The sequence below is a fragment of the Microvirga yunnanensis genome, from assembly GCF_025460875.1.
In genome coordinates, this window is record NZ_JAMXFI010000039.1 from 32,671 (window position 1) to 57,246 (window position 24,576).

General features: G+C 66.8%; 24 protein-coding genes and 1 pseudogene. 11 read left to right on the forward strand and 14 right to left on the reverse strand.

The window, feature by feature from the left end:
* Positions 1 to 369: 369 nt before the first annotated feature.
* Positions 370 to 609 (forward strand): 50S ribosomal protein L31, encoded by a 240-nt coding sequence (rpmE, locus tag NF876_RS19610; RefSeq protein WP_262270336.1) that lies wholly within the window; start codon positions 370 to 372, stop codon positions 607 to 609.
* A 157-nt stretch (positions 610 to 766) separates the two neighbouring features.
* On the opposite strand, the gene rcdA is transcribed toward rpmE, so the two are convergent.
* Positions 767 to 1,297, reverse strand: coding sequence for a protease adaptor protein RcdA (rcdA, locus tag NF876_RS19615; protein WP_262270337.1), 531 nt, complete (start codon positions 1,295 to 1,297; stop codon positions 767 to 769).
* Between the two features lie 281 nt (positions 1,298 to 1,578).
* Positions 1,579 to 1,785: a DUF1192 domain-containing protein gene (locus tag NF876_RS19620; protein WP_173948042.1), complete on the reverse strand. Its 207-nt coding sequence runs from the start codon at positions 1,783 to 1,785 to the stop codon at positions 1,579 to 1,581.
* Between the two features lie 97 nt (positions 1,786 to 1,882).
* Here NF876_RS19620 and NF876_RS19625 point away from each other — a divergent pair, with 97 nt between their 5' ends.
* Together NF876_RS19625 and NF876_RS19630 are read left to right on the forward strand one after the other, a co-directional pair.
* Positions 1,883 to 2,881 (forward strand): NAD(P)H-quinone oxidoreductase, encoded by a 999-nt coding sequence (locus NF876_RS19625; RefSeq protein ID WP_262270338.1) that lies wholly within the window; start codon positions 1,883 to 1,885, stop codon positions 2,879 to 2,881.
* A 150-nt stretch (positions 2,882 to 3,031) separates the two neighbouring features.
* On the forward strand, positions 3,032 to 3,748 hold the full coding sequence (locus NF876_RS19630; protein WP_262270339.1) for a DUF1013 domain-containing protein: 717 nt from the start codon (positions 3,032 to 3,034) through the stop codon (positions 3,746 to 3,748).
* A gap of 63 nt (positions 3,749 to 3,811) precedes the next feature.
* Here NF876_RS19630 and NF876_RS19635 read toward each other — a convergent pair whose 3' ends face one another.
* Both NF876_RS19635 and NF876_RS19640 read right to left on the reverse strand, forming a co-directional pair.
* A complete protein-coding gene (locus tag NF876_RS19635; RefSeq protein WP_262270340.1) occupies positions 3,812 to 4,045 on the reverse strand; it encodes a hypothetical protein in 234 nt (77 codons plus the stop codon).
* A 13-nt stretch (positions 4,046 to 4,058) separates the two neighbouring features.
* Positions 4,059 to 5,972: a propionyl-CoA synthetase gene (locus NF876_RS19640; protein WP_262270341.1), complete on the reverse strand. Its 1,914-nt coding sequence runs from the start codon at positions 5,970 to 5,972 to the stop codon at positions 4,059 to 4,061.
* Positions 5,973 to 6,085: 113 nt separating this feature from the next.
* Here NF876_RS19640 and NF876_RS19645 point away from each other — a divergent pair, with 113 nt between their 5' ends.
* A complete protein-coding gene (locus tag NF876_RS19645; RefSeq protein WP_262270342.1) occupies positions 6,086 to 6,844 on the forward strand; it encodes a sulfite exporter TauE/SafE family protein in 759 nt (252 codons plus the stop codon).
* 77 nt (positions 6,845 to 6,921) lie between these two features.
* Here the strand turns inward: NF876_RS19645 and NF876_RS19650 are convergent, their stop codons facing one another.
* On the reverse strand, positions 6,922 to 7,104 hold the full coding sequence (locus NF876_RS19650) for a YdcH family protein (RefSeq protein WP_262270343.1): 183 nt from the start codon (positions 7,102 to 7,104) through the stop codon (positions 6,922 to 6,924).
* Positions 7,105 to 7,425: 321 nt separating this feature from the next.
* Between NF876_RS19650 and NF876_RS19655 the strand changes: the two genes are divergently transcribed.
* The 6 genes and pseudogenes from NF876_RS19655 (at position 7,426) to NF876_RS19680 (ending at position 11,093) form a co-directional block, all read left to right on the forward strand.
* Positions 7,426 to 7,626, forward strand: a complete 201-nt coding sequence (locus tag NF876_RS19655; RefSeq protein WP_036355000.1) for a YdcH family protein — start codon at positions 7,426 to 7,428, stop codon at positions 7,624 to 7,626.
* Positions 7,627 to 7,720: 94 nt separating this feature from the next.
* Positions 7,721 to 8,202, forward strand: a pseudogene (purE, locus tag NF876_RS19660) (5-(carboxyamino)imidazole ribonucleotide mutase).
* Positions 8,203 to 8,209: 7 nt separating this feature from the next.
* Positions 8,210 to 9,274 (forward strand): 5-(carboxyamino)imidazole ribonucleotide synthase, encoded by a 1,065-nt coding sequence (locus tag NF876_RS19665; RefSeq protein WP_262270344.1) that lies wholly within the window; start codon positions 8,210 to 8,212, stop codon positions 9,272 to 9,274.
* 169 nt (positions 9,275 to 9,443) lie between these two features.
* Positions 9,444 to 9,674: a 30S ribosomal protein S21 gene (rpsU, locus tag NF876_RS19670; RefSeq protein ID WP_009763401.1), complete on the forward strand. Its 231-nt coding sequence runs from the start codon at positions 9,444 to 9,446 to the stop codon at positions 9,672 to 9,674.
* 227 nt (positions 9,675 to 9,901) lie between these two features.
* Complete coding sequence (locus NF876_RS19675) at positions 9,902 to 10,765, forward strand: tetratricopeptide repeat protein (protein WP_262270345.1); 864 nt, start codon at positions 9,902 to 9,904, stop codon at positions 10,763 to 10,765.
* A gap of 169 nt (positions 10,766 to 10,934) precedes the next feature.
* Positions 10,935 to 11,093, forward strand: coding sequence for a hypothetical protein (locus tag NF876_RS19680; protein ID WP_262270346.1), 159 nt, complete (start codon positions 10,935 to 10,937; stop codon positions 11,091 to 11,093).
* Here NF876_RS19680 and NF876_RS19685 read toward each other — a convergent pair.
* The 9 genes from NF876_RS19685 to NF876_RS19730 all read right to left on the reverse strand — a co-directional run bounded on the left by NF876_RS19685 (position 11,063) and on the right by NF876_RS19730 (position 22,349).
* Complete coding sequence (locus NF876_RS19685; RefSeq protein WP_262270347.1) at positions 11,063 to 11,542, reverse strand: GNAT family N-acetyltransferase; 480 nt, start codon at positions 11,540 to 11,542, stop codon at positions 11,063 to 11,065. The two genes, NF876_RS19680 and NF876_RS19685, sit on opposite strands and share 31 nt — an antisense overlap.
* A gap of 620 nt (positions 11,543 to 12,162) precedes the next feature.
* Positions 12,163 to 13,560, reverse strand: a complete 1,398-nt coding sequence (locus NF876_RS19690; RefSeq protein ID WP_262270348.1) for an NAD(P)(+) transhydrogenase (Re/Si-specific) subunit beta — start codon at positions 13,558 to 13,560, stop codon at positions 12,163 to 12,165.
* A 4-nt stretch (positions 13,561 to 13,564) separates the two neighbouring features.
* On the reverse strand, positions 13,565 to 14,014 hold the full coding sequence (locus NF876_RS19695) for a proton-translocating transhydrogenase family protein (protein ID WP_262270349.1): 450 nt from the start codon (positions 14,012 to 14,014) through the stop codon (positions 13,565 to 13,567).
* 20 nt (positions 14,015 to 14,034) lie between these two features.
* A complete protein-coding gene (locus NF876_RS19700) occupies positions 14,035 to 15,171 on the reverse strand; it encodes a Re/Si-specific NAD(P)(+) transhydrogenase subunit alpha (RefSeq protein WP_262270350.1) in 1,137 nt (378 codons plus the stop codon).
* 75 nt (positions 15,172 to 15,246) lie between these two features.
* A complete protein-coding gene (locus tag NF876_RS19705; protein WP_173948057.1) occupies positions 15,247 to 15,540 on the reverse strand; it encodes an aa3-type cytochrome c oxidase subunit IV in 294 nt (97 codons plus the stop codon).
* 194 nt (positions 15,541 to 15,734) lie between these two features.
* Positions 15,735 to 16,952: a glycosyltransferase gene (locus tag NF876_RS19710; RefSeq protein ID WP_262270351.1), complete on the reverse strand. Its 1,218-nt coding sequence runs from the start codon at positions 16,950 to 16,952 to the stop codon at positions 15,735 to 15,737.
* Positions 16,953 to 17,010: 58 nt separating this feature from the next.
* A complete protein-coding gene (locus tag NF876_RS19715; protein WP_262270352.1) occupies positions 17,011 to 18,378 on the reverse strand; it encodes an ABC1 kinase family protein in 1,368 nt (455 codons plus the stop codon).
* Between the two features lie 104 nt (positions 18,379 to 18,482).
* A complete protein-coding gene (locus NF876_RS43175) occupies positions 18,483 to 20,429 on the reverse strand; it encodes a PQQ-dependent sugar dehydrogenase (RefSeq protein ID WP_315975054.1) in 1,947 nt (648 codons plus the stop codon).
* 93 nt (positions 20,430 to 20,522) lie between these two features.
* Complete coding sequence (locus NF876_RS19730) at positions 20,523 to 22,349, reverse strand: M3 family oligoendopeptidase (protein ID WP_262270353.1); 1,827 nt, start codon at positions 22,347 to 22,349, stop codon at positions 20,523 to 20,525.
* Positions 22,350 to 22,787: 438 nt separating this feature from the next.
* On the opposite strand from NF876_RS19730, the gene NF876_RS19735 reads away from it, so the two are divergent.
* Positions 22,788 to 24,551: a L,D-transpeptidase family protein gene (locus NF876_RS19735; RefSeq protein ID WP_262270354.1), complete on the forward strand. Its 1,764-nt coding sequence runs from the start codon at positions 22,788 to 22,790 to the stop codon at positions 24,549 to 24,551.
* Positions 24,552 to 24,576 lie beyond the last annotated feature (25 nt).

Genomic DNA, 24,576 nt, shown 5'->3' on the forward strand with positions numbered 1-24,576 from the left:
CAAGAGGGGAGCATCGGACAATCGGGATCACCGGGACGAGCCCGGTGATGACGTGGAGAAGATGGTCAGGGCCGGTGCGAACAGTGCCGGCCATCCCGATTGTCTTGAGCACGGCGCCTCTCGGAATCGGGATCACCGGGACAGGCCCGGTGATGACGTGGAGAAGGTGGTCAGGTCCCGGACGATGCGCCCCTTGAGGCGGGGAGCATCGGATCCGATCCCAAAAGTGGGTCCACTTTTGGGTCCGATGCTCTAGCCCGGCTTGTTTCAAGGTCTTAAGTGAGGTATAGGCGCGCATTCATCAATTCAGGCTCGATCTCAACATTGCGGGCTGACCAGATCTGGCTGGCCGCAACAAGGACTATGGCAATGGCGCGCAAAGAAACCGATCATCCCGACTACCACTTCATCAAAGTGGTCATGACCAACGGCACCGAGTACACGACCCGCTCGACCTACGGCAAAGAGGGCGACACCCTCAACCTCGACATCGACCCGAACACCCACCCGGCCTGGACCGGCGGCCAGCAGCAGCTGCTCGACCGCGGCGGCCGCGTGTCGCGCTTCAACTCGAAGTTCGGCGGCCTGGGCCTCGGCGCCAAGAAGTAAGCCGGCGCCCTGCGCTGGTGACGTCACCGGAACGCGAAAGCCCCGCTTCGGCGGGGCTTTTTCTTTGCTCGTCCGCTTGCTCTCGCAGCGAGGGCCGCATGGCCGGGTTCGTCATGGCCGGCCTTGTCCCGGCGATGACGGATCCGGGCCGAAGCCGCTACTCCGTCAGGCCGAAAGCCCGCTGGAGCATGCCGAGCTGGGTCGCGACCGGGTTGGGAACCGGAGCTTGCGAGGGGGCTCCCGCCTCGGCGATGAGGCGCTCGAGATGGAGGATCCGGGCGTGGAGCCGGGTTGCCAGGCCCATCAGCTCCCGCAGGCGCGCGGGAAGCGCCTCGTATTCGGAGACCGTGGTGGCGGTGTCCTGGGAGCTCAGGCGGACCCGGTTCTTCTCCAGCTGCGCCTGATCGGGAGAGATCTCCCCTTCCGCCACCGCGCGCTGCAGCAGCAGCCATGAGGCGATCTGCATCAGGCGGGTGGTGAGGCGCATGCTCTCGCTGGCATAGACGAGGCTTTCCTGGCGCGGCAGGTTCCGGGACTCCTCGCGGCCGGGGCCGTCGAGATAAGCGGCGGTTTCCTCGATGAGCTCCATGCCCTCCTGGAAGAGGGCCTTGAAGGCCTCGGACCCCACGAAACTCTGCCCGAACCGGACAGGATCGACATCGAGCTGGATCACGTCGGGCTCGTTCACGCACATCTCCCAAAAACCTGCCCTCCGCGCCGAGGGACGGAGGTTGCGACCTGTTGAGATGAGTATAGGACGGTCCCGCGGGTCTTGCCTCGGTAACCCGCCGACCACAAAAATCGAGCCGCTCGGGGCGGCTCTTCAAGTCTCACAGGGAAGCGTCGAACAGAGTGGGCTTCAAAGCCACTCGGCATCCAGGACGAGGCCCGGATGCCTGATTCCTAAACCGGCAATGGTTAACGCGCCGTTAAGGACGTTCCTTCGTTGCATGGACCTCGATTCCGGCCCTACCCCTGGCCGAGCTTGAAGAAGGCGCTCGCAGCCGCACGGGAATTCTCCTTCCGGTCCCTCGCCTCCTTGAGGCGGGCGATCTCCTGCTCCAGCATCTCGACGCGTTCGTCGAGCTCGTCGATGGACAGCATCGAGAGATCCTGGCCGATCTCGTGCCCGCTCATGATCTGGCGAGGCTCATCGGCGAAGGGGTCGAGGGCCATGGCATTCTCCTTCTGTTCGTCGTCAACGTTAATCCGGCATGTATTCCTTGCCAACGGGGCCTATATCCCGGGAGCTTGTTGACCAAAGGAGGGAAAAATGCGGCAGATCCCGCAGATGATGCGCGCCGTCGTCGCCGAAGGGAGCGGCGGGCCGGAGGTTCTCAGGATCGTCCAGCGTCCGGTTCCCGTGCCGAAGGAAGGCGAGATCCTGGTCCAGGTGAAGGCCGCCGGCGTGAACCGCCCCGACGTGATCCAGCGCCAGGGCGGCTACCCGCCGCCCCCCGGCGCTCCGGACATCCTCGGGCTCGAGATTGCCGGCGAGGTCGCGGCCGCGGGCCCCGACGCCGCACGATTTGCCGTCGGCGCCCCGGTCATGGCCCTGGTCCCCGGCGGGGGCTATGCGGACTATGCGGTGGTCCATGAGAGCAATGCCCTGCCGATTCCCCCAGGTCTCTCCTTCGAGGAGGCCGGCGCTATCCCGGAGACCTATTTCACCGTCTGGACCAATGTGTTCGACCGGGGGCGACTGCGATCGGGCGAGACGCTGCTCGTCCATGGCGGAACCTCCGGAATCGGCACCACGGCGATCCAGCTCGCCAAGGCCTTCGGCGCCACGGTGATCGCGACCGCCGGATCGGCGGACAAATGCGACGCCTGTCTGCGCCTCGGAGCCGATGTGGCGGTCAACTACCGGAACCAGGATTTCGTGGCGGCCGCCAAGGACGCCACAGGGGGCCGGGGCGTGGACGTGATCCTCGACATGGTCGGCGGCGACTACATCCCCCGCAACTACGAGGCTGCCGCCCAGGACGGCCGGATCGTGCAGATCGCCTTCCTCCGGAGCCCGAAAGCCGAAGTCGACTTCCGCCGCCTGATGGTCAAGCGGCTCACCCATACGGGTTCGACCCTGCGCCCGCGGTCCCCGGCGGAAAAGGCCGAGATCGCCGAGGCGCTCGAGGAGAGGGTCTGGCCGCTCCTGGCACAGGGCCGGTGCCGGCCGGTCATGGACTCGCGCTTCGCCTTCGAGGACGTGGCCGAGGCCCATGCCCGGATGGACGGGGGCGAGCACATCGGCAAGATCGTGCTGACCCTTTAAAATTTGCAACATCCCGGCACGATCCCTATAATCATCTCGTTTCCCTCACATCGTGAGACGAGATGCTCCGGCCGGGCCGGTTCGGAGCGCGAGAGAGTTTTGCCGTGCGGCGCCGACATCCGGCGCCCGGCCTGAAGGAGGTTCACATTCATGTCCCAGGGACCGTTGATGCCGAAGGCGACAGCCGTCTGGCTCGTCGAGAATACATCGCTGTCGTTCGACCAGATCGCCGATTTCTGCAAGCTTCACCCGCTCGAGGTGAAGGGCATCGCCGACGGCGAGGTCGCGGCAGGCATCAAGGGCCTCGACCCGGTGACCACGGGCCAGTTGACCCGTGAGGAGATCGAGAAGGCTCAGGACAACCCGAACCACCGCCTGCGCCTCGCCGAGACGCGGGTGAAGCTGCCTGAGCAGAAGCGGGTCAAGAAGGGGCCGCGCTACACCCCGGTGTCCCGCCGCCACGATCGCCCGAACGCGATCCTCTGGCTCGTGCGCAACCATCCCGAGCTGAAGGACGCGCAGATCATGCGCCTCGTGGGCACCACCAAGACCACGATCCAGCAGGTCCGCGACCGCACGCACTGGAACTCGGCGAGCCTCTCGCCCATGGACCCGGTGACGCTCGGCCTCTGCTCGCAGATCGACCTCGACTTCGAGGTCCAGCGCGCCGCCAAGGACCGGCCGCAGGTCGAGACCCAGGAGCATGGCGGCACCCTGATGCCGGCGGAGATCTCCACGGCACCCGAGCGGGTCGACCCGTTCGCCGACATGAGCCGCCCGAAGCCCGCGCAGGAAGAGAACATCGACGTCAACTCGGTCTTCGCCAAGCTGAAGCAGCTCAGGCGCGACGACGAGGACGAGGAGTAGGAGTAGGATTTCGAGACGGAAGGCCCGGAGCGATCCGGGCCTTTTCCTTGAGGGGGCGTCTACTCACTCCTGACCGCCTCCCGGCGGCGCGGCCTCCCGGCGGCGCAGCCGCCGGCGCGGCTTCGCGGGCCTGTCGCGCTGACGCTCGAAGCTCGCTTTCGCCCCGACGGCATCGTGCCGCGCCTCGCCGCGCAGATCCTTGGCCGCACGGTGGGCCAGGGCCTTGTCGTCCTCTCCCAGGGCCTGCGCCAGCAGGGCTTCGAAACGCGCCTGCTCGTCCTCGGCTGAATTCGGCATCCTCGGGTTCCTTTCAGACGGAAAGCCCCCTCGCCCGCAGCGCGTCCCCGATCTCGGCCAGGATCATCGGGTCGTCGATGGTCGCGGGCGTCGACCACGAATCGCCGTCGGCGATCTTCTTCATGGTGCCGCGCAGGATCTTGCCCGAACGGGTCTTGGGCAGGCGAGCCACGGTGATCGCGAGCTTGAAGGCGGCCACGGGCCCGATCCTGTCGCGCACCAGCGCCACCAGCTCGGCCTCGATCTCCTCCGGCGGCCGGTCGATGCCGGATTTGAGCACCACGAAGCCGCACGGCACCTCGCCCTTGAGGGCGTCCTTCATGCCGATCACCGCGCATTCCGCCACCGCCGGATGGGAGGCCAGCACCTCCTCCATGCCGCCCGTCGACAGGCGGTGGCCCGCCACGTTGATGATGTCGTCGGTGCGGCCCATGACCCAGATGTAGCCGTCCTCGTCGAGATAGCCCGCATCCGAGGTGTTGTAGTAGCCGGGATAGACCGACAGGTACGAGTCCCGGAAGCGCCCGTCCGCCTGCCACAGGGTCGGCAGGGCGCCTGGGGGCAGCGGCAGCTTGATCACGATGGCCCCCATGGTGTTGGGCCCCACCGGCTTGCCGCCCTCGTCCAGCACCTCGAGGGTGTAGCCCGGCATCGGCACCGTGGGCGATCCATGCTTGACGGGAAGCGCGCCGAGCCCGAGGGGATTGCCGGCCACGGGCCAGCCGGTCTCCGTCTGCCACCAATGGTCGATCACCGGAACCTGCAGGATGTCCTCGGCCCATTTGACCGTATCCGGATCCGCCCGTTCGCCGGCCAGGAACAGGGCCCGGAAGGACGAGAGATCATAGTTTCTCAGGAGCTCCGCCTTCGGATCCTCCTTCTTGATCGCCCGGAAGGCGGTCGGCGCGGTGAAGAGGGTCACGACCTCATGATCCGAGATCACCCGCCAATAGGCGCCCGCGTCGGGCGTGCCCACCGGCTTGCCCTCGTAGAGGATGGCCGTGCAGCCGTGAAGCAGCGGCCCGTACACGATGTAGGAATGGCCGACCACCCAGCCCACGTCGGAAGCCGCCCAGAACACCTCGCCCGGCTGCACGCCGAAGAAATGGCCCATGGACCATTTCAGCGCGACCATATGGCCGCCGTTGTCGCGCACCACCCCCTTCGGAATGCCGGTGGTGCCCGACGTATAGAGCACGTAGAGCGGGTCGGTCGCGGCCAGGGGAACACAGTCGGCCTTCCGGCCCTGGGCCCTGGTTGCCGCGACGGCGCCGGCCCAGTCCCGGTCGCGGCCCTCGGCGAGGGCGCAGGCGAGCTGCGGCCGCTGGAAGACGAGGCAGGCCTCCGGCTTGGACGAGGACAGGGCGATCGCCTCGTCCAGGAGCGGCTTGTAGGGAATGATGCGCCCGCCCTCGATGCCGCAGGACGCGGACAGGATGATCTTCGGCCGGGCGTCGTCGATGCGGGTCGCGAGCTCCTTGGCGGCGAAACCGCCGAAGACCACGGAGTGAATGGCCCCGATGCGCGCGCAGGCCAGCATGGCGAAGCTCGTTTCCGGGATCATCGGCATATAGATGACGACCCGATCGCCCTTCGTGACGCCCATGTCCTGCAGGACGGCCGCGAGAGTCGCGACCTCGTCCTGCAGCTCGGCATAGGTGCTGCTGCGCTTGGTGCCGGTGACGGGGCTGTCGTAGATGATCGCCGCCTGGTCGCCGCGCGTGGCTACGTGCCGGTCGACGGCGTTGTAGCAGGTGTTGCACTCGGCGCCGACGAACCATCGGCCGTAAACGCCCGCCTGCGGGTCGAACACCGCCTCGGCGGGCTTGATCCAGTCGATCTCCCGGGACGCCTCTTCCCAAAAACCCACCGGATCGGCCTTCCAGCCGGCATAGACCTCATGATAGCGGCTCTGGGCGGATGGCATGGCGTTCCCCGTTGCGTTCAGTGCATGAGACTTCAAGCGCCTGCTGTGGTAGCAGGCCCCCAAGCCGTGGTCAGGGGCGACTTTCGGTGAGTCGACTTTCGGCGAGTGCTGTCGTGATTACCGATCCTCTCTTCTATGCCGCCGCCATTCCCGCGGTGATCCTGCTCGGCCTCGCCAAGGGCGGCTTCTCGGGGCTCGGCGCCCTCTCGCTCCCCCTGATGGCCCTCGTGGTCTCGCCCGTCCAGGCGGCCGCCATCACCCTGCCGATCCTGATCGTCCAGGACGTGGTGTCCGTCTGGGCCTACCGGCACGCCTGGGACCGGCGCAACGTGGTGATCCTGCTCCTGGGGGCCATTTCGGGCATCGTCACGGGCTATCTCCTGGCCGCCCAGGTCTCGGATGCGGCGGTCAAGCTGGCGGTCGGGGTGATCTCGGTGGCCTTCGCTGTCCGCCGCATGGTGGTGGAACGCCGGGCCACCCCGCCGAAGCCCGCGCCGGCCGACGTGCCGCGCGGCATCTTCTGGGGCTGGGTGACCGGCTTCACCAGCATGGTCGCCCATGCGGGCGGCCCGCCCTTCCAGATCTATGTCATGCCCCAGCGCCTGCCGCGAGACATCTTCGTCGGAACGGGGGCCGTGCTCTTCGCGCTCGTCAACTGGATCAAGGTGCCGCCCTATCTGGCGCTCGGACAGTTCACCACGGAGAACATGGCGACGGCGGGCGCCCTGTTTCCGGTCGCCATCGCGTCGACCTGGGCCGGCGTCCTCCTGGTGCGCCGCGTCTCCGGCCAGGCGTTCTATACGGCCGTCTATGTCCTGCTGATCCTGGTGGGCGCCAAGCTGATCTATGACGGCGTCGCCGCGTATCTGTGAGGCGCCCATGAAAAAGCCGCCGCTCGTTGGGTGAAGCGACGGCTTCTTCAGGTGGGAAATTGCAGGGAATTCTACGGCTAGTGCAACGCCGATTCGGAGCTTCTCAGTCGCATGATCTCGTCCTTGAGCTGAAGCTTCCTGCGCTTGAGTTCTGCCAGCCTCATGTCATCCGCCGACGGTCTGTTGAGGGTGTCCTGGATCTCGCGCTCGAGGGCGCGGTGCTTCCGTTCCAGTTCCGTCAGGTGATTCTGCAGCGGCATGTCAGTTCCTCCTATTCGATCTACTGACAGGCCGATTGTGGCAGACAGAGTGTGGCGAGTCGAAGGCGAAATTCGAAGAATCGAGAGTAGAAGATGCTTGGGCGATCTTGCTCTCCACAGGGCCCGAGAGCATACTTCCGCCCCTCTTGGCCCAAAGGCAAGTCGGCCGGGCATCTAGCGCATCGGACGGAAAAGTGGACCCGGTTTTCGCTTGCGCGGCCCGCTGGGTCCGCGCCCAACGATGCGCCGCTGGAGGGATTGAGCATCGGATCGATCCCGCCGGTGGAATCCATTTTGGGTCCGTGGCTCTAGGTAATTTCAATGACCGAATTGGCTGAACTTGAAGCGGAATTGGCCCGTCTGAAGCAGGAACACCGCGACCTCGACATGGCCATCGACGCCCTGGAGAGCATGGTCGCCGGCGATCAGCTTCAGGTCCAGCGCCTCAAGAAGCGCAAGCTTTCCCTCAAGGATCAGATCATCCGGCTCGAGGATCAGCTCACCCCCGACATTATCGCGTGAGAATCCAGCGCCTTCGCGGGAACGGCCTTGCCTGCCCGGGGCGGCTTCGCTATTCCGGCTGAAGACTTGAAGGCCTCGAAGCCGGAGCCACGCCATGGCGCATCCTCCCATTGCCATCATCATGGGCAGCCAGTCCGACTGGGCCACCATGCGCCACGCGGCCGAGACGCTCGATGCGCTCGGAATCGCCTACGATGCCCGCATCGTGTCCGCCCACCGCACGCCGGACCGGCTCTTCTCCTTCGCCAAGGGCGCCAGGGCGGAAGGCTTCCAGGTCATCATAGCGGGCGCCGGAGGGGCCGCCCACCTGCCCGGCATGGCGGCCGCCATGACCCCCCTGCCCGTCTTCGGCGTCCCGGTCGAATCCAAGGCCCTGTCCGGCCAGGACAGCCTGCTCTCCATCGTCCAGATGCCGGCCGGCATTCCGGTGGGCACGCTCGCCATCGGCCGCGCCGGCGCGGTGAACGCGGCGCTGCTGGCCGCGGCCGTGCTGGTTCCGCTCTCGCCGAGCGCCTCGACGCCTGGCGGGCACGCCAGAGCGAAAGCGTGGCCGAGCGCCCCTCCAACGAAGGCTGATGAACCGATGATTCGTCCCGGTTGCACCCTCGGCATCCTCGGCGGCGGCCAGCTTGGCCGCATGATCGCCATGGCGGCGGCGCAGCTGGGCCTGCGGACGCATGTCTACGCGCCGGAGGAGAACAGCCCGGCCTTCGAGGTCGCGGCCGAGTACACCATCGCGGCCTATGAGGACGAGGCGAACCTGGTGCGCTTCGCCAAGGCGGTCGACGTGGTGACCTATGAATTCGAGAACGTGCCGAGCGAAACGGCCGCCACCTTGAGCGCCCATGCCCTGCTGGCCCCCAACGCCCAGGCCCTGGCCGTGTCGCAGGACCGCTTCCTCGAGAAAAGCTTCATCGCCGGCCTCGGCATCGCGGTCGCGCCCTTCGCGCCGGTGTCCAGCGAGGCGGAATTGGCCGAAGCCGTCGAGCGCATCGGCCGGCCCGCCGTGCTCAAGACCCGCCGCTTCGGCTATGACGGGAAGGGCCAGGTGAAGATCGGCCCCGAGACCGACCCGGTCGCGGCCTGGGACGAGATCGGGCGCGCCGCCTCGATCCTGGAAGGTTTCGTGCCCTTCGAGCGGGAGGTTTCGGTGGTCGCCGCGCGAACGGCGTCCGGCGCGTTCGCGGCCTATGATCTCTGCGCCAACGAGCACCGCAACCATATCCTCGACACCACGGCGGTTCCGGCCGGCGTTTCGCCCGACACGGAGGAGCAGGCGGTCCGGATCGCCCGGTCGATCGCCGAGGCCCTGGATTACGTGGGCGTTCTCGCCGTCGAACTGTTCCTCGTCACCGGGGACGGATCCGAGCGCCTGGTGGTGAACGAGATCGCCCCCCGGGTGCACAATTCCGGCCACTGGACCCTGGGGGGCGTCGAACAGCATGTGCGGGCGGTCTGCGGCTGGCCTCTGGGGGAAACCGCCCGCCTCGGACGGGTCGAGATGAGGAACCTGATCGGGCACGACGCCGATGCCTGGGAGGAGATCCTGGCCGAGCCCGGGGCTCATCTGCACCTCTACGGCAAGACGGAGGCCCGCGCGGGCCGCAAGATGGGACATGTCACCCGGGTTTTCCCGGACAGGGGCTGAACCATTCGGGACCGGGGCCGTTGTCCCCCTGGACCGGCGCTTTTCTTGAGAAGCAACCCTGGACAGGCAAGGCTTCTTCTGGTATCGACGCCGACCAGATAGAGGTGCGCATGACGCGCCTCATTGTTTTTTTGTCACAATCGAAACGGTTCAAACACGAGGAATTCGCGTGCAGGTTCTTGTCCGGGATAACAACGTCGATCAGGCGCTCCGCGCTCTCAAGAAGAAGATGCAGCGTGAGGGCATCTTCCGCGAGATGAAGCTTCGCGGTCACTACGAGAAGCCGTCCGAGAAGAAGGCCCGCGAGAAGGCTGAGGCCGTTCGCCGCGCCCGCAAGCTGATCCGTAAGCGCATGCAGCGCGAAGGCCTGCTGCCTTCCAAGCCCCGTCCGACCCGCTAAGCTCTTCGAGCAGGCCTTGAAAAAGGCCTCGCCGACCGGTTGTGAATCAGCGCCCGTCGCGCAAGCGGGGCGCTGTTTGCATGTCTGGGGCTCGTTTTGCCCGGAGCGAACTCAGTTGCATTATCTCTTGCGTCGGCGCCTTTTTGATGCCTTGTTTCACGGCTGTTAAGGATTTCCCGCCAGAGTGCCGCTCCCTGGTACCGTGAGTAAACAAGCTGGAGACGAAGGTGTTCGCCCCATCGATTCGCCGTTTAGCCCCCCTGAGCCTGACCCTCGTTGCCCTTAGCCTCGCGGCCTGCACCACCACGGGCGGCGGACCCAGCCAGCGCATTGCCGTCGTGGAAGAGGACACGCAGGGGACGAGCACGGTCAACATCTCGTCCCTGTCGGACGTGATCCAGCGCAACCCGAACGATCCGAGCGCCTACAACACCCGCGGCGCCGCATATGCGCGCGTGGGGAACTACAGCAGCGCCATGGCCGACTTCTCCAAGGCGGTGCAGCTCGATCCGAATTATGCACCGGCTTACACCAACCGCGCCCTCGCCCTGCGGCAGACGAACCGCAACGACCAGGCGCTCGCCGACTTCAGCCGGGCCATTCAGGCCGATCCGAACTATGGCCCGGCCTATATCGGACGCGCCAACCTGTACCGCGCCCAGAACCAGTACCAGGAAGCCCTCAGCGACCTGAACATGGCGACCCGCCTGCTGCCCGAATCCGCCGAGGCGCTCCACTCGCGCGGCCTGCTCTACCAGCGCCAGGGCATGCACCCCCAGGCCATCCTCGACTTCGACGCCACCATCGACCGCAATCCCTTCGTCGGCGCGCCCTATGCGGCCCGCGGCCAGAGCTTCGTGGCGACGAACCAGTACGACAAGGCCATCGAGGACTTCAACGCGGCCCTCAACGTGAACAACAAGGACGCCGATTCCTGGGCCTGGCGCGGCGTGGCCCTCGAGCGCAAGGGCGACCGGAGCCAGGCTCTCGAGAGCTATCAGCGGGCTCTCGCGCTCGACAACAGCAACAGCGTCGCCCGCCAGGGCAGCTCCCGGCTGCAGGGCGGCGTGGCAGGCCTGTTCCGCTCGTAAGGGCTGTCGCGGGAGGCGGCGTGAACCCGGCCCCTCCCCTGCGCATCATCGCCGACATCCAAAATCGTCTCGAAGCGCATGCGGGCCTGCATGCGCTTCTTTCGCATGTGGAGGGTCTCGGGCTTCCCGATGCCCGGATCGGCGCCGGCAGGATCGTCTGGATCCGATCGTGCGGCCGATGCCGGCCTTCGCATTCAAGATGGACGTTGACCGGGAACGCATCGGGGCCAAGGCGTGGGCGGCCCACTGGCCGAAGCTGACGATGCTCAAGACCTGGGAGGAGGCCTATCCCGATCCTCACACCTCCTTCGACAGGATCGAGACATAAGGCTCGAAGCCGAAGGCCCGGTAGGTGCGGTCCGCCCTCTCATTGGCCACCAGGACGCCGATGAAGAGCCGCTTGAGCCCCGCTTCCTTGGTCAGGCGCTCGGCCTCCTTGAGCAGCATCTGGCCGATGCCGCGGCCACGCCAGTCGTTGTGCACGATCAGGTCCGTGACCGTTCCGTGATTGCGGAAGCCGTCGGCCACATAGGCGGCGTCCTGGTCGAGGGAGAAGCCCATGGCGCCGACCGTCGCCCCTTCCGCCCGCGCCAGCACGATGCGGCCGTTGCGCCGGGACAGACGCTGCATCAGCTCGTCGTAATATTCCGCCGCAGCCTTGTAGTCGCGCCGCCGGTCGCCGACGAGGTCGGCCTCGAACACGTTGAGCTGGTGGATGAGCTCGATGACGGCCTCCCGGTCGGCTGGAAGGGCGGTGCGGAGGGTAATCGGGGACATGTCAGGGTCCGGGAAAGCGCATCGGGGTTCGCGTTAAAGCAGATTTCATCCCCTGCGTCATGACCTCGCTTTCCCTGTCACGGCCGGGCTCGTCCCGGCTAGGCCGATGCGGTGGGGCGCTGCGCTGGAGCGCGGGGTCGGACACTTCCGGTTCTGCCGCCTCTCCCGTCATGGCCGGCTAAAGCATCGGACGTGAAAAGTGGACATGCACTTTTGGGATCCATCCGATGCTTTCTTCTTGAATGAGAGCATCGGTCAGAACGGACCCAGCGGGCCGCGCCAGCGAAAACCGGATCCACTTTTCCGTCCGATGCTCTAGTCATCACCCTCCTCTCGCCGGCCATCCCGATAAGGTGAAGCGCGGCGCCTCTCGGAAGCGGGATCACCGGGACGAGCCCGGTGATGACGTGGAGAGGTGGGATGGGCGGGTGATGACGCGGAGAAGGTGGCAAGGGCCGTGACAACACCCTCCCCACGTCATGGCCGGCCTTGTGCCGGCCATCCCGATGCGGTGAGGCGCTGCGCTCCCAACAATGGAGATCCGAGGCCGGTGATCTCGATGATGGACACGAAAATGCCCGGCGCCGGGCCGGGCATGAAGCATTCGCGGTCAGGATGCGTCAGAGGTTCTTCAGGATCTCGTCCACCACCTTCTTGGCGTCGCCGAAGAGCATCATGGTGTTGTCGCGGAAGAACAGCTCGTTCTCGACGCCCGCATAGCCCGAGCCCATGCCGCGCTTGATGAACAGCACGGTCTTGGCCCGCTCCACGTCGAGGATCGGCATGCCGAAGATCGGAGAGGACGGATCGGTCTTCGCGGCCGGGTTGGTCACGTCGTTGGCTCCGATGACGAAGGCCACGTCGGCCTGCGGGAATTCGCCGTTGATGTCCTCGAGTTCGAACACCTCGTCGTAGGGCACGTTGGCTTCGGCCAGGAGCACGTTCATGTGGCCGGGCATGCGGCCCGCCACCGGGTGGATGGCGTACTTCACCTCGACGCCCTCGGCCTTCAACTCGTCGGCCATCTCGCGCAGCGCATGCTGCGCCTGGGCGACCGCCATGCCGTAGCCGGGCACGATGATGACCTTGGCGGCGTTCTTCATGATGAAGGCGGCGTCGTCCGCCGAGCCCTGCTTGACGGGCCGGGTCTCGACAGCCCCGCCGCCGGCGGCGGCCGTCTCGCCGCCGAAGCCGCCGAGGATCACGGAGATGAAGGAGCGGTTCATGCCCTTGCACATGATGTAGGACAGGATCGCGCCCGAAGAGCCGACCAGGGCGCCCGTGATGATGAGCGCGAGATTGCCGAGGGTGAAGCCGATGCCGGCGGCCGCCCAGCCGGAATAGGAATTGAGCATCGACACCACCACCGGCATGTCGGCGCCGCCGATGGGGATGATGAGCGTGACGCCGAGCACGAAGGAGACGAGCACGATCAGCCAGAAGGCCGCATGGCTCTCCGTGCGGATGAAGGCGACGAGCAGGACCAGCAGCAGGAGGCCGAGGCCGATATTGATGAGGTGGCGGCTCGGCAGCAGGATCGGCTTGCCGGACATGCGCCCGTCGAGCTTCAGAAACGCGATCACCGAACCGGTGAAGGTGATGGCGCCGATCGCGACGCCGAGCGCCATCTCGAACAGCGAGCCGCCGTGGATGGTGCCCACGGAGCCGATCCCGAAGGCCTGGGGCGCATAGAGCGCGCCCGCCGCCACCAGGACCGCCGCGAGACCGACCAGGGAGTGGAACGCGGCGACCAGCTGGGGCATCGCGGTCATGGGCACGCGCCGGGCGACCACCGCTCCGACGCCGCCGCCGATGGCCAACCCCAGGATCACCAGGGCCCAGCCGCCGAAGCCGCTCGGCGGGGATACGAACAGGGTGGTGAGGATGGCGATCCCCATGCCAACCATGCCGTAGAGGTTGCCCTGCCGGGACGTGGTCGGGTGAGACAGGCCCCGCAGCGCCAGGATGAACAGGACGCCCGAGATGAGGTAGAGGATCGAGGCTAGATTGGCCGACATCGCCTCACCCCTTCTTGCGGTACATGGCGAGCATGCGCTGGGTCACCAGGAAGCCGCCGAAAATGTTGATGGACGCCAGGACGAGGCCGATGAAGCCGAGCACCCGGGCCCAGATCGGCCCTTCGCCGAGGGCGGGCGCCACGTCCACGCCGACGGCCAGAAGGGCGCCGACCACGATCACGGACGAGATGGCGTTGGTGACCGACATGAGCGGCGTGTGCAGCGCCGGGGTCACCGACCAGACCACGTAGTAGCCGACGAAGATCGCCAGGACGAAGATGGCGAGACGGAACACCGTCGGGTCGACGGCCCCGTGGGTGACGGCCGCGGCGGCGGCCCCGGCCGCATCCGCCACCTGATCGGCGATGGTCTGAGCGGCTTCGGCCGAGCGGCGGGCAGCCTCTGCCGCCGCTCGGGCCTGTTCGACGGCCTGTTCGGGCGTAAGCGTTGCCATGGTGTCCTCCCCTGGACGGTTCAAGCGGTCGGCTGGAAGGCGGTGTGAACGATGGCGCCGTCACGGGTCAGGCAGGTGGCCTTGACCAGCTCGTCGTCCCACTTCACGGCCAGAGCCTTGGTTTCCTTGTCCACCAGCGTCTCGACGAAGGCGTAGAGGTTCTTCGCGTAGAGGCTGGAGGCCGTGGCGGCGAGGCGCCCGGGCACGTTGAGATGGCCCACGATCTTCACGCCGTTGTGCTCCACCACCTGCCCCGGCTGGGCCAGCTCGCAATTGCCCCCGCGCTCCACCGCAAGATCGACGATCACGGAGCCGGGCTTCATGGATTCCACCATGGCGCGGGACACGAGCTTCGGCGCCGGCCGGCCGGGGATCAGGGCCGTGGTGATGACGATGTCCTGCTTGGCGATATGGGAGGCGACCAGCTCGGCCTGCTTGGCCCGGTACTCGGCCGACATCTCCTTGGCGTAGCCGCCGGCGGTCTCGGCCTGCTTGAACTCCTCGTCCTCCACGGCGACGAACTTGGCGCCCAGGCTCTCGACCTGCTCCTTGGCGGCTGGGCGTACGTCCGTGGCGGTCACCACGGCGCCGAGGCGGCGGGCGGTCGCGATGGCCTGGAGGCCGGCGACGCCGGCGCCCATGACGAAGATGCGCGCGGCCGGTACCGTGCCGGCCGCGGTCATCATCATCGGGAACGCCTTGCCATACTCGGCCGAGGCATCGATCACCGCCCGGTAGCCGGCGAGATTGGCCTGGGATGACAGCACGTCCATGACCTGCGCGCGGGTGATGCGGGGCATCAGCTCCATGGAAAACGCGGAGACCTGCGCGTCGGCCAGGGCCTTGAGGGCCGCGTCCTGGCCGTAGGGATCCATGATGGCGATGACGAGCGCGCCCGGCTTGGCGCCCTTCAGCTCGCCCTCGGCGGGGCGGCGGACCTTGAGGACGATATCGGCATCCTTCAGGGCCTCCCCGGCGGTTCCGGCGATCGAAGCGCCGGCGGCCTCGAATTCCGCATCGGGGATGCCGGCCTTCGCTCCCGCCCCGGCCTGCACGACCACGTCGGCGCCGAGGCCTGTGTATTTCTTGACCGTCTCGGGGGTGGCGGAAACGCGAGTCTCCGCTCCATCGGTTTCGGAGAGAACGGCGATCCGCATGCAGGCCCCCTAAGATGTGGTCAACGGCTTGGGTACAAGCTCTTGTCTCGTTTCTGTCAGGCGATCGTCAGCCGCTCAGTAGAAGATGAGCGCCAGCAGGAGGAGGACGCCGACCGCCGCCGGAGCCCGGACCCCGACGGACGGAGCCATCGCGCCGATGCCACCCGCCACGAGGGAGAGGATCACGCCGAAGATCGCCGTCAGCCAGGCATGCTTGATGCCGCCGACCGCGAGGGCCAGCACGTGGCAGATGATGACCGCCGTGGCGATTTCGGCAAACTGGACAAATCCCTGATAGGTCGCCTCATGAGCGCGGCTGTCCATATCCGGACTGTAGCCCCCGTGCGGCGCATGTTTTGTATCGGCCATGTTTCAAAGCCCTGTTCAGCGTCACTTGTTAACTGCTGCGTTTAGCGCATGCGGTGAGGAGCCGCAATCTTTCGAATGGCTCCAAACGAAAACTTTATGAATGCTTCGCGCCGCATGCGGCGATGCGCAGACTCGGATCATTAACATCGGACGGGTCCGAAAGGTGCCCGCCTCTGGTCCCGAGGGCGTCTCGCTCATGCGATCCCGAGAAACGCGCGCCACTGGGGCAGGCACACGGTCTCATAATCATATTTCGCGACCGCGATCCGGCGGGCCTCGGCCGCCATGGCGGCGGATCTCTCCTTCTCCGCGAGCGTTTCACGCACCCGCTCGGCCAGGGCCTTCTCGTCGAAGAAGGGGAAGAGGCGCCCGTTCACCCCGTCCTGAATGACCTCCCGCACCGGCTCGGTGTCCGAGGCCACGATCCGGCATTCGAGCGCCATGGCCTCGATGGACGACCAGGACAGCACGAAGGGATAGGTCATGTAGACATGGGCCGAGGAGACCTGCAGGACCTTCACGAACTGGTCATAGGGCAGGTTTCCGACGAAATGGACCCGGGACCAGTCGACCGGACGCTCGATGCGGGCCTTGAATACGTCGAACCACGACTGCCCGTCGGGCGCGGAGCCGGAATAGCTCGTGCCCCGGCCGCCGACGATGACGACCCTGAGCTCGGGATCGATGTCGAGGAGATGAGGCAGGCTCTTGAAGACCACATGCGCGCCGCGCATCGGCTCGATGTTGCGGGTCACATAGGTGACCACGGGCTTCTCGCGGGTGAGCTGCGGCCCGCCCTCGCCGAGCTGGATCCTGACCTGCGGGTCCGGCAGGAGCTTGTGGGTATCGATGCCGTCATGGATGATGGCGAGCCGGTCGCGCAGGTAAGTGGGAAACGTGTCCCGCTGGTAGCGGGTCGGAGCCACGGCCACGTCGGCGGCGTCGAGAGCGCCGAGCTGCATGGAATTCTTCAGGCGCAGGCGCCAGATCACCTCCTCGTTGGTGACCGGGAACTCGGGATCGAAATCCAGGTCCTGGCCCTTGGCGTGGTAATAATATTCGAAATAGGCCACATGGCGGGCCCTGGGCCAGATGTCCTTCAGGAACAGGTTCTCGCCCCAGCCGGTATTGACCACGACCACGTCGGGCTCGAAGCCCTGGCTCGCCAGCGCCTTGGCCCTGTAGGCGACCCCATAGGCCCGCCGCAGGCGGGGAATGACCGGGGAGTAACGGTTCTGGTAGGGCGCATCGTCCGGCCCCGGCACCGCGTCGTAGGAGAAATACTTCACGCCCGGGATGGCGCATTGCTTGACCATCCCGAGGCCCACGACCTCATGCCCCTCGGCCACGAAGGTCCGGGCGAGTCGCAGGAACTGGCCAGGAAAGTTCTGGTGAACGAAAGCGATCTTCATCGGTTGCCCCTACCCTACCGTTAGGCTGTAAGGCCAACCGGCGAAGAATGCAACCTCATTACACCGGGTTTGGTAAACCGGACGCGGCCAGCGCCTCCTTCTGCTTCTGCTCCAGGCCGTCCAGGGAGAAACGGTCGATTTCGTTCTCGAACAACCGGTGATAGTTCAGCTCGGCCTTCAGGTGCAGGAAGACCGCGCCCAGGCCCACGGCCGCCCGGTCCATGAACACGAACTCGCGCGGGACGGTGACCGGCCCCTTCTCTTTCAGGGCCTTGTGGACCTCGAAGGCCTGGCGGCGGCCGTACTCGCTGGGCTTGACCCCGTCGGCCACGGTGCGGACGCGATCGTCGAGGAGCGGCGCGTAGATGAACCGCGCCCAGATGTTGAGGATGTCGATCAGCTCGTTCGACAGGCTCTTGAAGCCCCAGGTCTCGTAGGCGTGGACGACCCGGGACCGGTCGTCCGTCTGGAGGCCGCGATAGAGATCGACCACGCCGCCCACGAAGCGAGGATGGAAGATGCGGATGCAGCCGTAATCGAGCAGGTTGATGCCCTGCGCCTCCCCGTCCTCGGAGAACACCGTGTAGTTGCCGAGATGCGGATCGCCGTGGATCACGGCCGCATGGCTGAAGGGGTGCCACCAGGCCTTGAACATGGCCACCGCCAGCCGGTTGCGGATCTCGACCGGAGCCTCGGTGAAGCCGAGGATCTTCTCGCCCTCGAGCCATTCGAGGGACAGAAGCCGCCGGGTGGACAGGTCCGGATGGACCCGGGGCACCCGGACCTGCGCCACATCGGCCAGGGTCTGGGCGTAGAGGGCCGCGTGCTTGGCCTCGCGCTCGTAGTCGAGCTCCTCGCGCACCCGTTCGCCGATCTCCTTGGCGATCTCGCGGGTGTCGATGGCGGGATCCATGCGCCGGTGGAGGGCGAAGACGAGCTCCAGCTGCTTGAGGTCCGCCTCCACGGCCGACTGCATGTCGGGATATTGCAGCTTGCAGGCGAGCTGCTCGCCCTCCTTCGTGGTCGCGCGGTGAACCTGGCCGAGGGACGCGGCGGCGGCCGGGTTGAGATCGAAGGAGCCGAACCGGCCCTGCCATTGCGGTCCCAGCTCCGCCTGCATGCGCCGCTTCACGAAGGCAGCCCCCATGGGCGGCGCCTCGCTCTGGAGCTTCTGCAGCTCGGCGGCGTATTCCGGCGGGATCAGGTCCGGGATGGTGGCCAGAAGCTGCGCCACCTTCATGATCGGCCCTTTCAGCCCGCCGAGCGCCTGCGCCAGCACGGCCGCGTTGGAGGCGTCGCGCGCATCGCCGCCGAACAGCCGGGCGCCGGCCATGCGGGCCGCGACTCCGCCCATATTGGCGCCCACGCGGGCGTAGCGGGCGGCGCGCGCGGAGAAGCGGTTCGCTTCGCGGTCGGAATCGGCCATGACGTGGAATCTCTTGCTCGGAACTGGAGAGCTTTAGATATGGCGTGGTCTGCGGAGCGCCAGGGCGGCCCTCCGCGGCCATTTACCGGGGTGGGTCGTGCCTGCTACAGGAAGAAATCTCCGGCCTTCAGACTGCGGATCGCCATGAGGCGGATGACGCCCTCGGCATCATGATCCGCGTCCGTGTTCAGCAGGACCCGCGCTTCCGATCCTGCGACCTCGTACCGAACCTGCCCGGGCGCCGTGAAGTCGGCCCGGCCGATAAACACGAAGGCTTGATCGCCGCCGCGGAGGGTGTTGGCATCGATCGCGGCCAGATCCAGGCGATCCCGAGCGCTCCGGCTGAAGTCGGCGACCACATCGGCATGGACCAGATCCGGCCCGGCCGACCCGGCCGATGACCACCGGAACACATCACCCCCCGCCCCTCCGGACAGCCAATCCTTTCCGGGGCCGCCGACGAGGGTATCCCGTCCGGCATCGCCGGATAGTCTGTCGTCGCCCGCATGGCCGGAGATGCTGTCGTCGCCGCCGCCGCCGCGGAGCGTGTCGTGGCTCCCGGAGCCCTTGAGCACGTCGCCGAACGGACTGCCGAGGGCGCCCTGGATGCCGACCAAGCGGTCGCCTGCGGCATCGCTTCCCGCCTGGGTCTTCCGCGCGAGGTCGATGCGCACGGGGCCGGAGGCATCGCGGTAATCGGCATAATCGATGCCGCTGCCGCCCGACAGGAGATCGGCACCCGGTCCGCCACGCAGGGTGTCGTTGCCGGCGCCGCCGTACAGCGAGTCGTCGCCGCCGCCGCCCAGGATGCGGTCGTTGCCGCCGCCGCCGCTGAGCACGTCCGCTGCGTCGGCCCGCACGTCGGGGCCGGCGCCGGACCTGAGATCCAGACGGAAGATCCTGCCCCCGTAATCGACGAGGTAGAGGTTGCCGGATCCGTCCTCCCCGAGTGACGAGACGGAACCGATCGGGCCGCCGCCGACGGCGACCTGCCCGGTCAGATCCTTGAACGACCATGACCCGGAGGCGCGCTGCAGGGTCCAGATCCCGCCCGTGCCGAAATCCGAGAAGAAATAGACCCCCTGGAAATCCGGCTCCGGCCCGCGATAGACATAGCCGCCCGTGACCGCGATCCCGAGATCGCGCCCGTAAGCGTAGATCGGGTTCGTGAAGTTCGGAAACGCCCGGGGATCGAACGGGCCCTCGGTGGCGCTCCAGCCGTAATTGGCGCCGGCCCGCCCGAGATCGATCTCCTCGGTGGTGTTCTGACCGACATCGCCGATCAGCATCTCGCCGGTCAGCCGGTCGAAGCCGACGCGCCAGGGATTGCGCAGGCCGGCCGCGTAGATGCCGGTGCCCGCCGCGCTGCCGGCAATACCCTCGATCGACGACGGGTTGTCCGGCGGCAGGGCATAGTTCCGGATCGGGTCGGACGGGAAGGCGTCGCCTTTGACGTCGAGCCTGAGGATCTTGCCGAGCTGGTTGCCGAGGCTTTGCGCATTGCCTCCGTTCGCGCCGTCGCCGGTCGCCGCGTAGAGATACCCGTCCGGTCCGAAGCCGATCCACCCGCCGCGGTGATTGGTGGACGTGGGATAGTCGATCCGGTCGATGAGCCGCATGCTGCCGGGGTCCGCAACGAGCGGGTTCGCTGCCTGGGTCCTGTATTCCCGGATCTCCACGTCGCCGGCCGTCGTGCTGAGATAGACGTAGAACGTCCGGCTCGTGGCGAAGTCGGGCGCGAAGGCGAGCCCGAGGAGGCCCTGCTCCCCGGCGGTCGCGACCTGCGACGAGACGTCGAGAAAGGATCCGCCGAGGGACTGGCCGGTGGAGGTGTCGTACACCTTCACAAGCCCGCGCTTCTCGAGGATGAACAGGTGCCGGGAATCGCCCGGGGCCGCGGTCAGGTAGAGAGGATTGTCCAGGCCGGACACGATCATGGTGGCGGCCACCGTGGGCGGTGTCCGGGCATTGGGATCGTATCCGTAGATCGTGTCCGCGGCGCCGGTCCCGCTCAGCCGGTCCTCAGCCTGACTCCCGATACGAACCGCCATGGTCGACCCTCCCGGTCCAGCCCCATCCGTGTTCGTTCCATTCTTATCGTGTGCAGGCCCGGCGGCCGGGAGGCCGGCCGCCGGGTAGAATGCTTACGCGGCCGTGGTCTCCATCGCCTCCAGCTCGCCGATCAGCCGTTCGATCATCGACAGGCCGATCTGCCAGAAGGCCGGATCGCCCGCATCGAGGCCGAAGGGCGCGAGCAGCTCCGAGTAGTGCTTGGTGCCGCCCGCCGAGAGGAGCGCGAAATAGCGCTCCACGAAGCCTTCGTTGGACCGTTCGTAGACGCCGTAGAGCGAGTTCACGAGGCAGTCGCCGAAGGCATAGGCATAGACGTAGAACGGCGAATGGATGAAGTGGGGGATATAGGTCCAGAAGCTCTCGTAGCCCGGGCCGAGCCGGATCGCCGGCCCGAGGCTCTCGTCCTGGACGGACATCCAGAGTTCGCACAGCTTGTCGGCCGTGAGCTCGCCGTTCCGACGCTCCAGATGCACCTTGCGCTCGAAGGAGTAGAACGCGATCTGGCGCACCACCGTGTTGATCATGTCCTCGACCTTCGCGGCCAGCATTGCCTTGCGCTGGACCGGATCGACGGTCTGGTCGAGGAGGCGGCGGAAGGTGAGCATCTCGCCGAAGACGGACGCCGTCTCGGCGAGCGTCAGGGGCGTGGGCGCCATGAGAGCGCCGTTGGGACCGGCCATCACTTGGTGCACCCCGTGCCCGAGCTCGTGCGCCAGGGTCATCACGTCCCGCGGCTTGCCCTGGTAGTTCAGGAGCACGTAGGGGTGGGCCGAGGGCACCGTCGGGTGGGCGAAGGCGCCGGGCGCCTTGCCGGGCCGGGTCGGCGCATCGATCCAGCCCTCGTCGAAGAAGCGCTGCGCGATGTCGGCCATGCGCGGCGAGAAGGCGGAATAGGCCGACAGGACCGTATCCTTCGCCTCGTTCCAGGAAATGGTGCGCTGCTCGACCTTCGGCAGGGGCGCGTTGCGGTCCCAATGGTCGAGCTTGTCCTTTTTGAACCACCGGGCCTTCAGGGCGTAGTAGCGGTGCGACAGGCGCGGATAGGCCTCCCGGACGGCCGACACCATGGCCTCCACGACCTCGCGCTCGACCCGGTTCGCCAGATGGCGGGAATCGGCCACGTCCTCGAAGCCGCGCCAGCGGTCGGAGATCTCCTTGTCCTTGGCAAGCGTGTTGGTGATGAGCGTGAAGGTGCGGAGATTGGCCTTGAAGGTCTTGGCCAGGGCGTCGGAGGCGTCCTTGCGCACGCCCTCGTCCGGATCCTGCAGCTTGTTCAGGGTCGGCTCGATGGGCAGGTCCTCGCCGCGCACGGTGAAGCGCAACGACGCGATGGTCTCGTCGAACAGGCGGTTCCAGGCCGAGCGGCCGGTCACCGACTTCTCGTGGAAGAGCTGCTCGATCTTGTCCTCGAGCTGGAAGGGCTTGTCCTTGCGCAGATCCTCGATCCAGGGCTTGTAATGCCTGAGCGGCTCCTCGCTCACGGCCTTGTCGAGCACCTGGTCGTCGATGCGGTTGAGTTCGAGCCCGAAGAAGAGCAGCTCCGTCGAGGCGGCGGTCAGGCGCTCCTGGGTGTCGCCGTAGAACTTCGCCCGGATCGGGTCGGTGGTGTCGCCGGAATAGACGAGGCCGGCATAGGACATGAGGCGGCCGAGCAGATCTTCGAGCGCCTCGTAGCGCTTCACCACCTCGTCCAGCCGCACGGACGCCCTCTCGCCTCTGGCCATCGCGTCGAGCGTGCCGCGATAGGCGTCGGCGAAGGCCTTGCACTCCGATTCGGCCTTCGCGAGATCCTGCTTGAAGGCCTCGCTGTCCATGCCGGGATAGAGGTGAGAGAGGTTCCATTCGGGCAGCAGCCCGAGTTCGGCCTGCGCGGCGCCGGCGGCGGATGGATGATGCATGGGAGAGGATGTCAGGGAGGTCACGGGCGATGGCCTGCTTGGGATCGGTCTAACGGAATGGTCCTGCACACATATTGGCCGCGGCGCTCGGCGGATCAACCCACCTCGGCCAGGGGCGACGCCCGCCTCCCGTTAACGGCCGGTTGACCCTTCTCTCCCGGCAGCGCCCGGGCGATCCCGCACGCGGGTTCGACCCCTCATCCCTCTTCATGTCTCTCCCGACGGCCTTCCAGGCGATGGGCGCATCGTTCGCAAGGAGGCGCGAGGCTCGCCCTGCTGCGGGCTTTTTACAGAAAATTGAAGGAACTTGACCTAGACGATGAAGCCGCACGGCGTTTTGTGCGTTAAGCGTAACAGAACGTGTGCGGGAACACTGACGAAATCCTTTCGATGGAGGACCTTCGAGCCTCCACATTCATTGCGACGAGGAGCAGGATCATGCGTGGCTTGCGCAAGACGGCACTTTGGCTCGGCCTCATCGGGTCTGTTTCACTCCTCCCCCTTGCCGCCCTCGCCGAAGACGCCGGCACTCGGCCGGACCTCGTCCAGACCGCTCCCGCGGAACCCTCCTTCCACGATGCCGCCGTTCCGGACGCCCCGGCCGAACAGGACACGGCATCCCAGGCCATTCCGCTCCTCGAGCCCGCGCCCGTCACCGTCGAGGCGGCCGATCTCAAAGCCCCGCCCGCCATCGACATCCCGTTGCCCGATGCGGCCCCCGTCACTGCCCTGATGCAAGCGGACGTCTTCCGCATGGCCGTGGAAGGCCTGTTCGCCGACGAGGCCGCCCTGCGCGACCTGCGGGTGAGCGGCAAGGACCGGGACGCCCTGTCGGCCTATTACGCACAGGCCGAGCGTCCTCTCGTCTGGGCCCAGGACGGAGCCTGGTCGCCCGCCGCCCGCGGCGTGATGGAACGCCTGAAGGCCGCCGACGAGGACGGGCTCGATCCGGCCGACTACGCCCTGCCCGACCGGGGCCTGCGCAAGGATGCGACGCCGGCGCAATGGGCCAGGGCCGACGTGAAGCTCTCCCTGTCCGTGATCCGTTATGCCCGTGACGCCCGTGGGGGGCGCATCGATCTCGCCCGCCTGTCGCCGCTGGTGACCCCGAAGCTCGACCTGCCGTCGGCACCCGACGTGCTGAGCCGGGTTTCCTCCGCGGGAGACGCGGGTGGAGCGCTCGAGGCCTACAACCCGCCGCATCCCGGCTACAAAGCCCTGAAGGAGCGACTGGCGAAGCTGCGCGAAAGCCATCCGTCGCAGCCGAGCGTCCGGCTTCCGCGAGGACCGACCCTGCGCGTGGGCATGAAGGATCCGCGCGTGCCTCTGATCCGCGCACGGTTCAACCTCGTGAAGGACCCGGACGACCAGACGGTCTACGACGAGCGCGTGGCCTCGGCCGTGGCGGCCTTCCAGAAGGAAAAGGGGCTGCCGGACACGGGCGTTCTGAATGCGCAGACGATCGCCGCTCTGTCCGGTCCATCGGTGGCGCAGCGGCAGTCGGACCTGATCGCCAATATGGAGCGCTGGCGGTGGCTGCCGGCGGATCTGGGGCAGCGGCACATCATGGTGAACGTGCCCGAATACCGCCTGCAGGTGGTCGACGGCCGCGCCATCGTGCACCAGACCCGCGTGATCGTCGGCAAGGAGCAGTCGCAGACGCCGATCTTCTCCGAGACCATGAAGTATCTCGTGATCAATCCGTCCTGGACGATCCCGCCCTCGATCATGAAGAAGGAGATCCTGCCCGCTCTTGCCAGCGACCCCTATTACGCAGCGCGCAAGGGCTACAAGATCATCCGCCGGGGCGACCGCATCGTGGTGCAGCAGCCGCCGGGCGAGCGCAACGCATTGGGCTTCGTGAAGTTCATGTTCCCCAATCAGCATGCGGTCTATCTGCACGACACGCCCAACCGCACCCTGTTCTCGGCCAGCAAGCGCGCCTTCAGCCATGGATGCGTGCGCGTCGAGAAGCCCTTCGAACTCGCAGAGGAGATCATGGGCCGGGACGGCAAATGGACCGAGGAACGGTTGCGCGGGCTCATCGGCAAGGGCGAGCGCACCGTGCAGTTGACCAATCCCCTGCCCGTGCACCTGACCTACTTCACGCTCGCGATCGACGAGAAGGGTGAGGTAAGGCGCTTCGACGACATCTACGGTCTCGACCGCAAGGTCCGGGCCGCCCTCAACCTGTCCGAATAGCTCCCGGATCCTGTTCCGTTTTCAA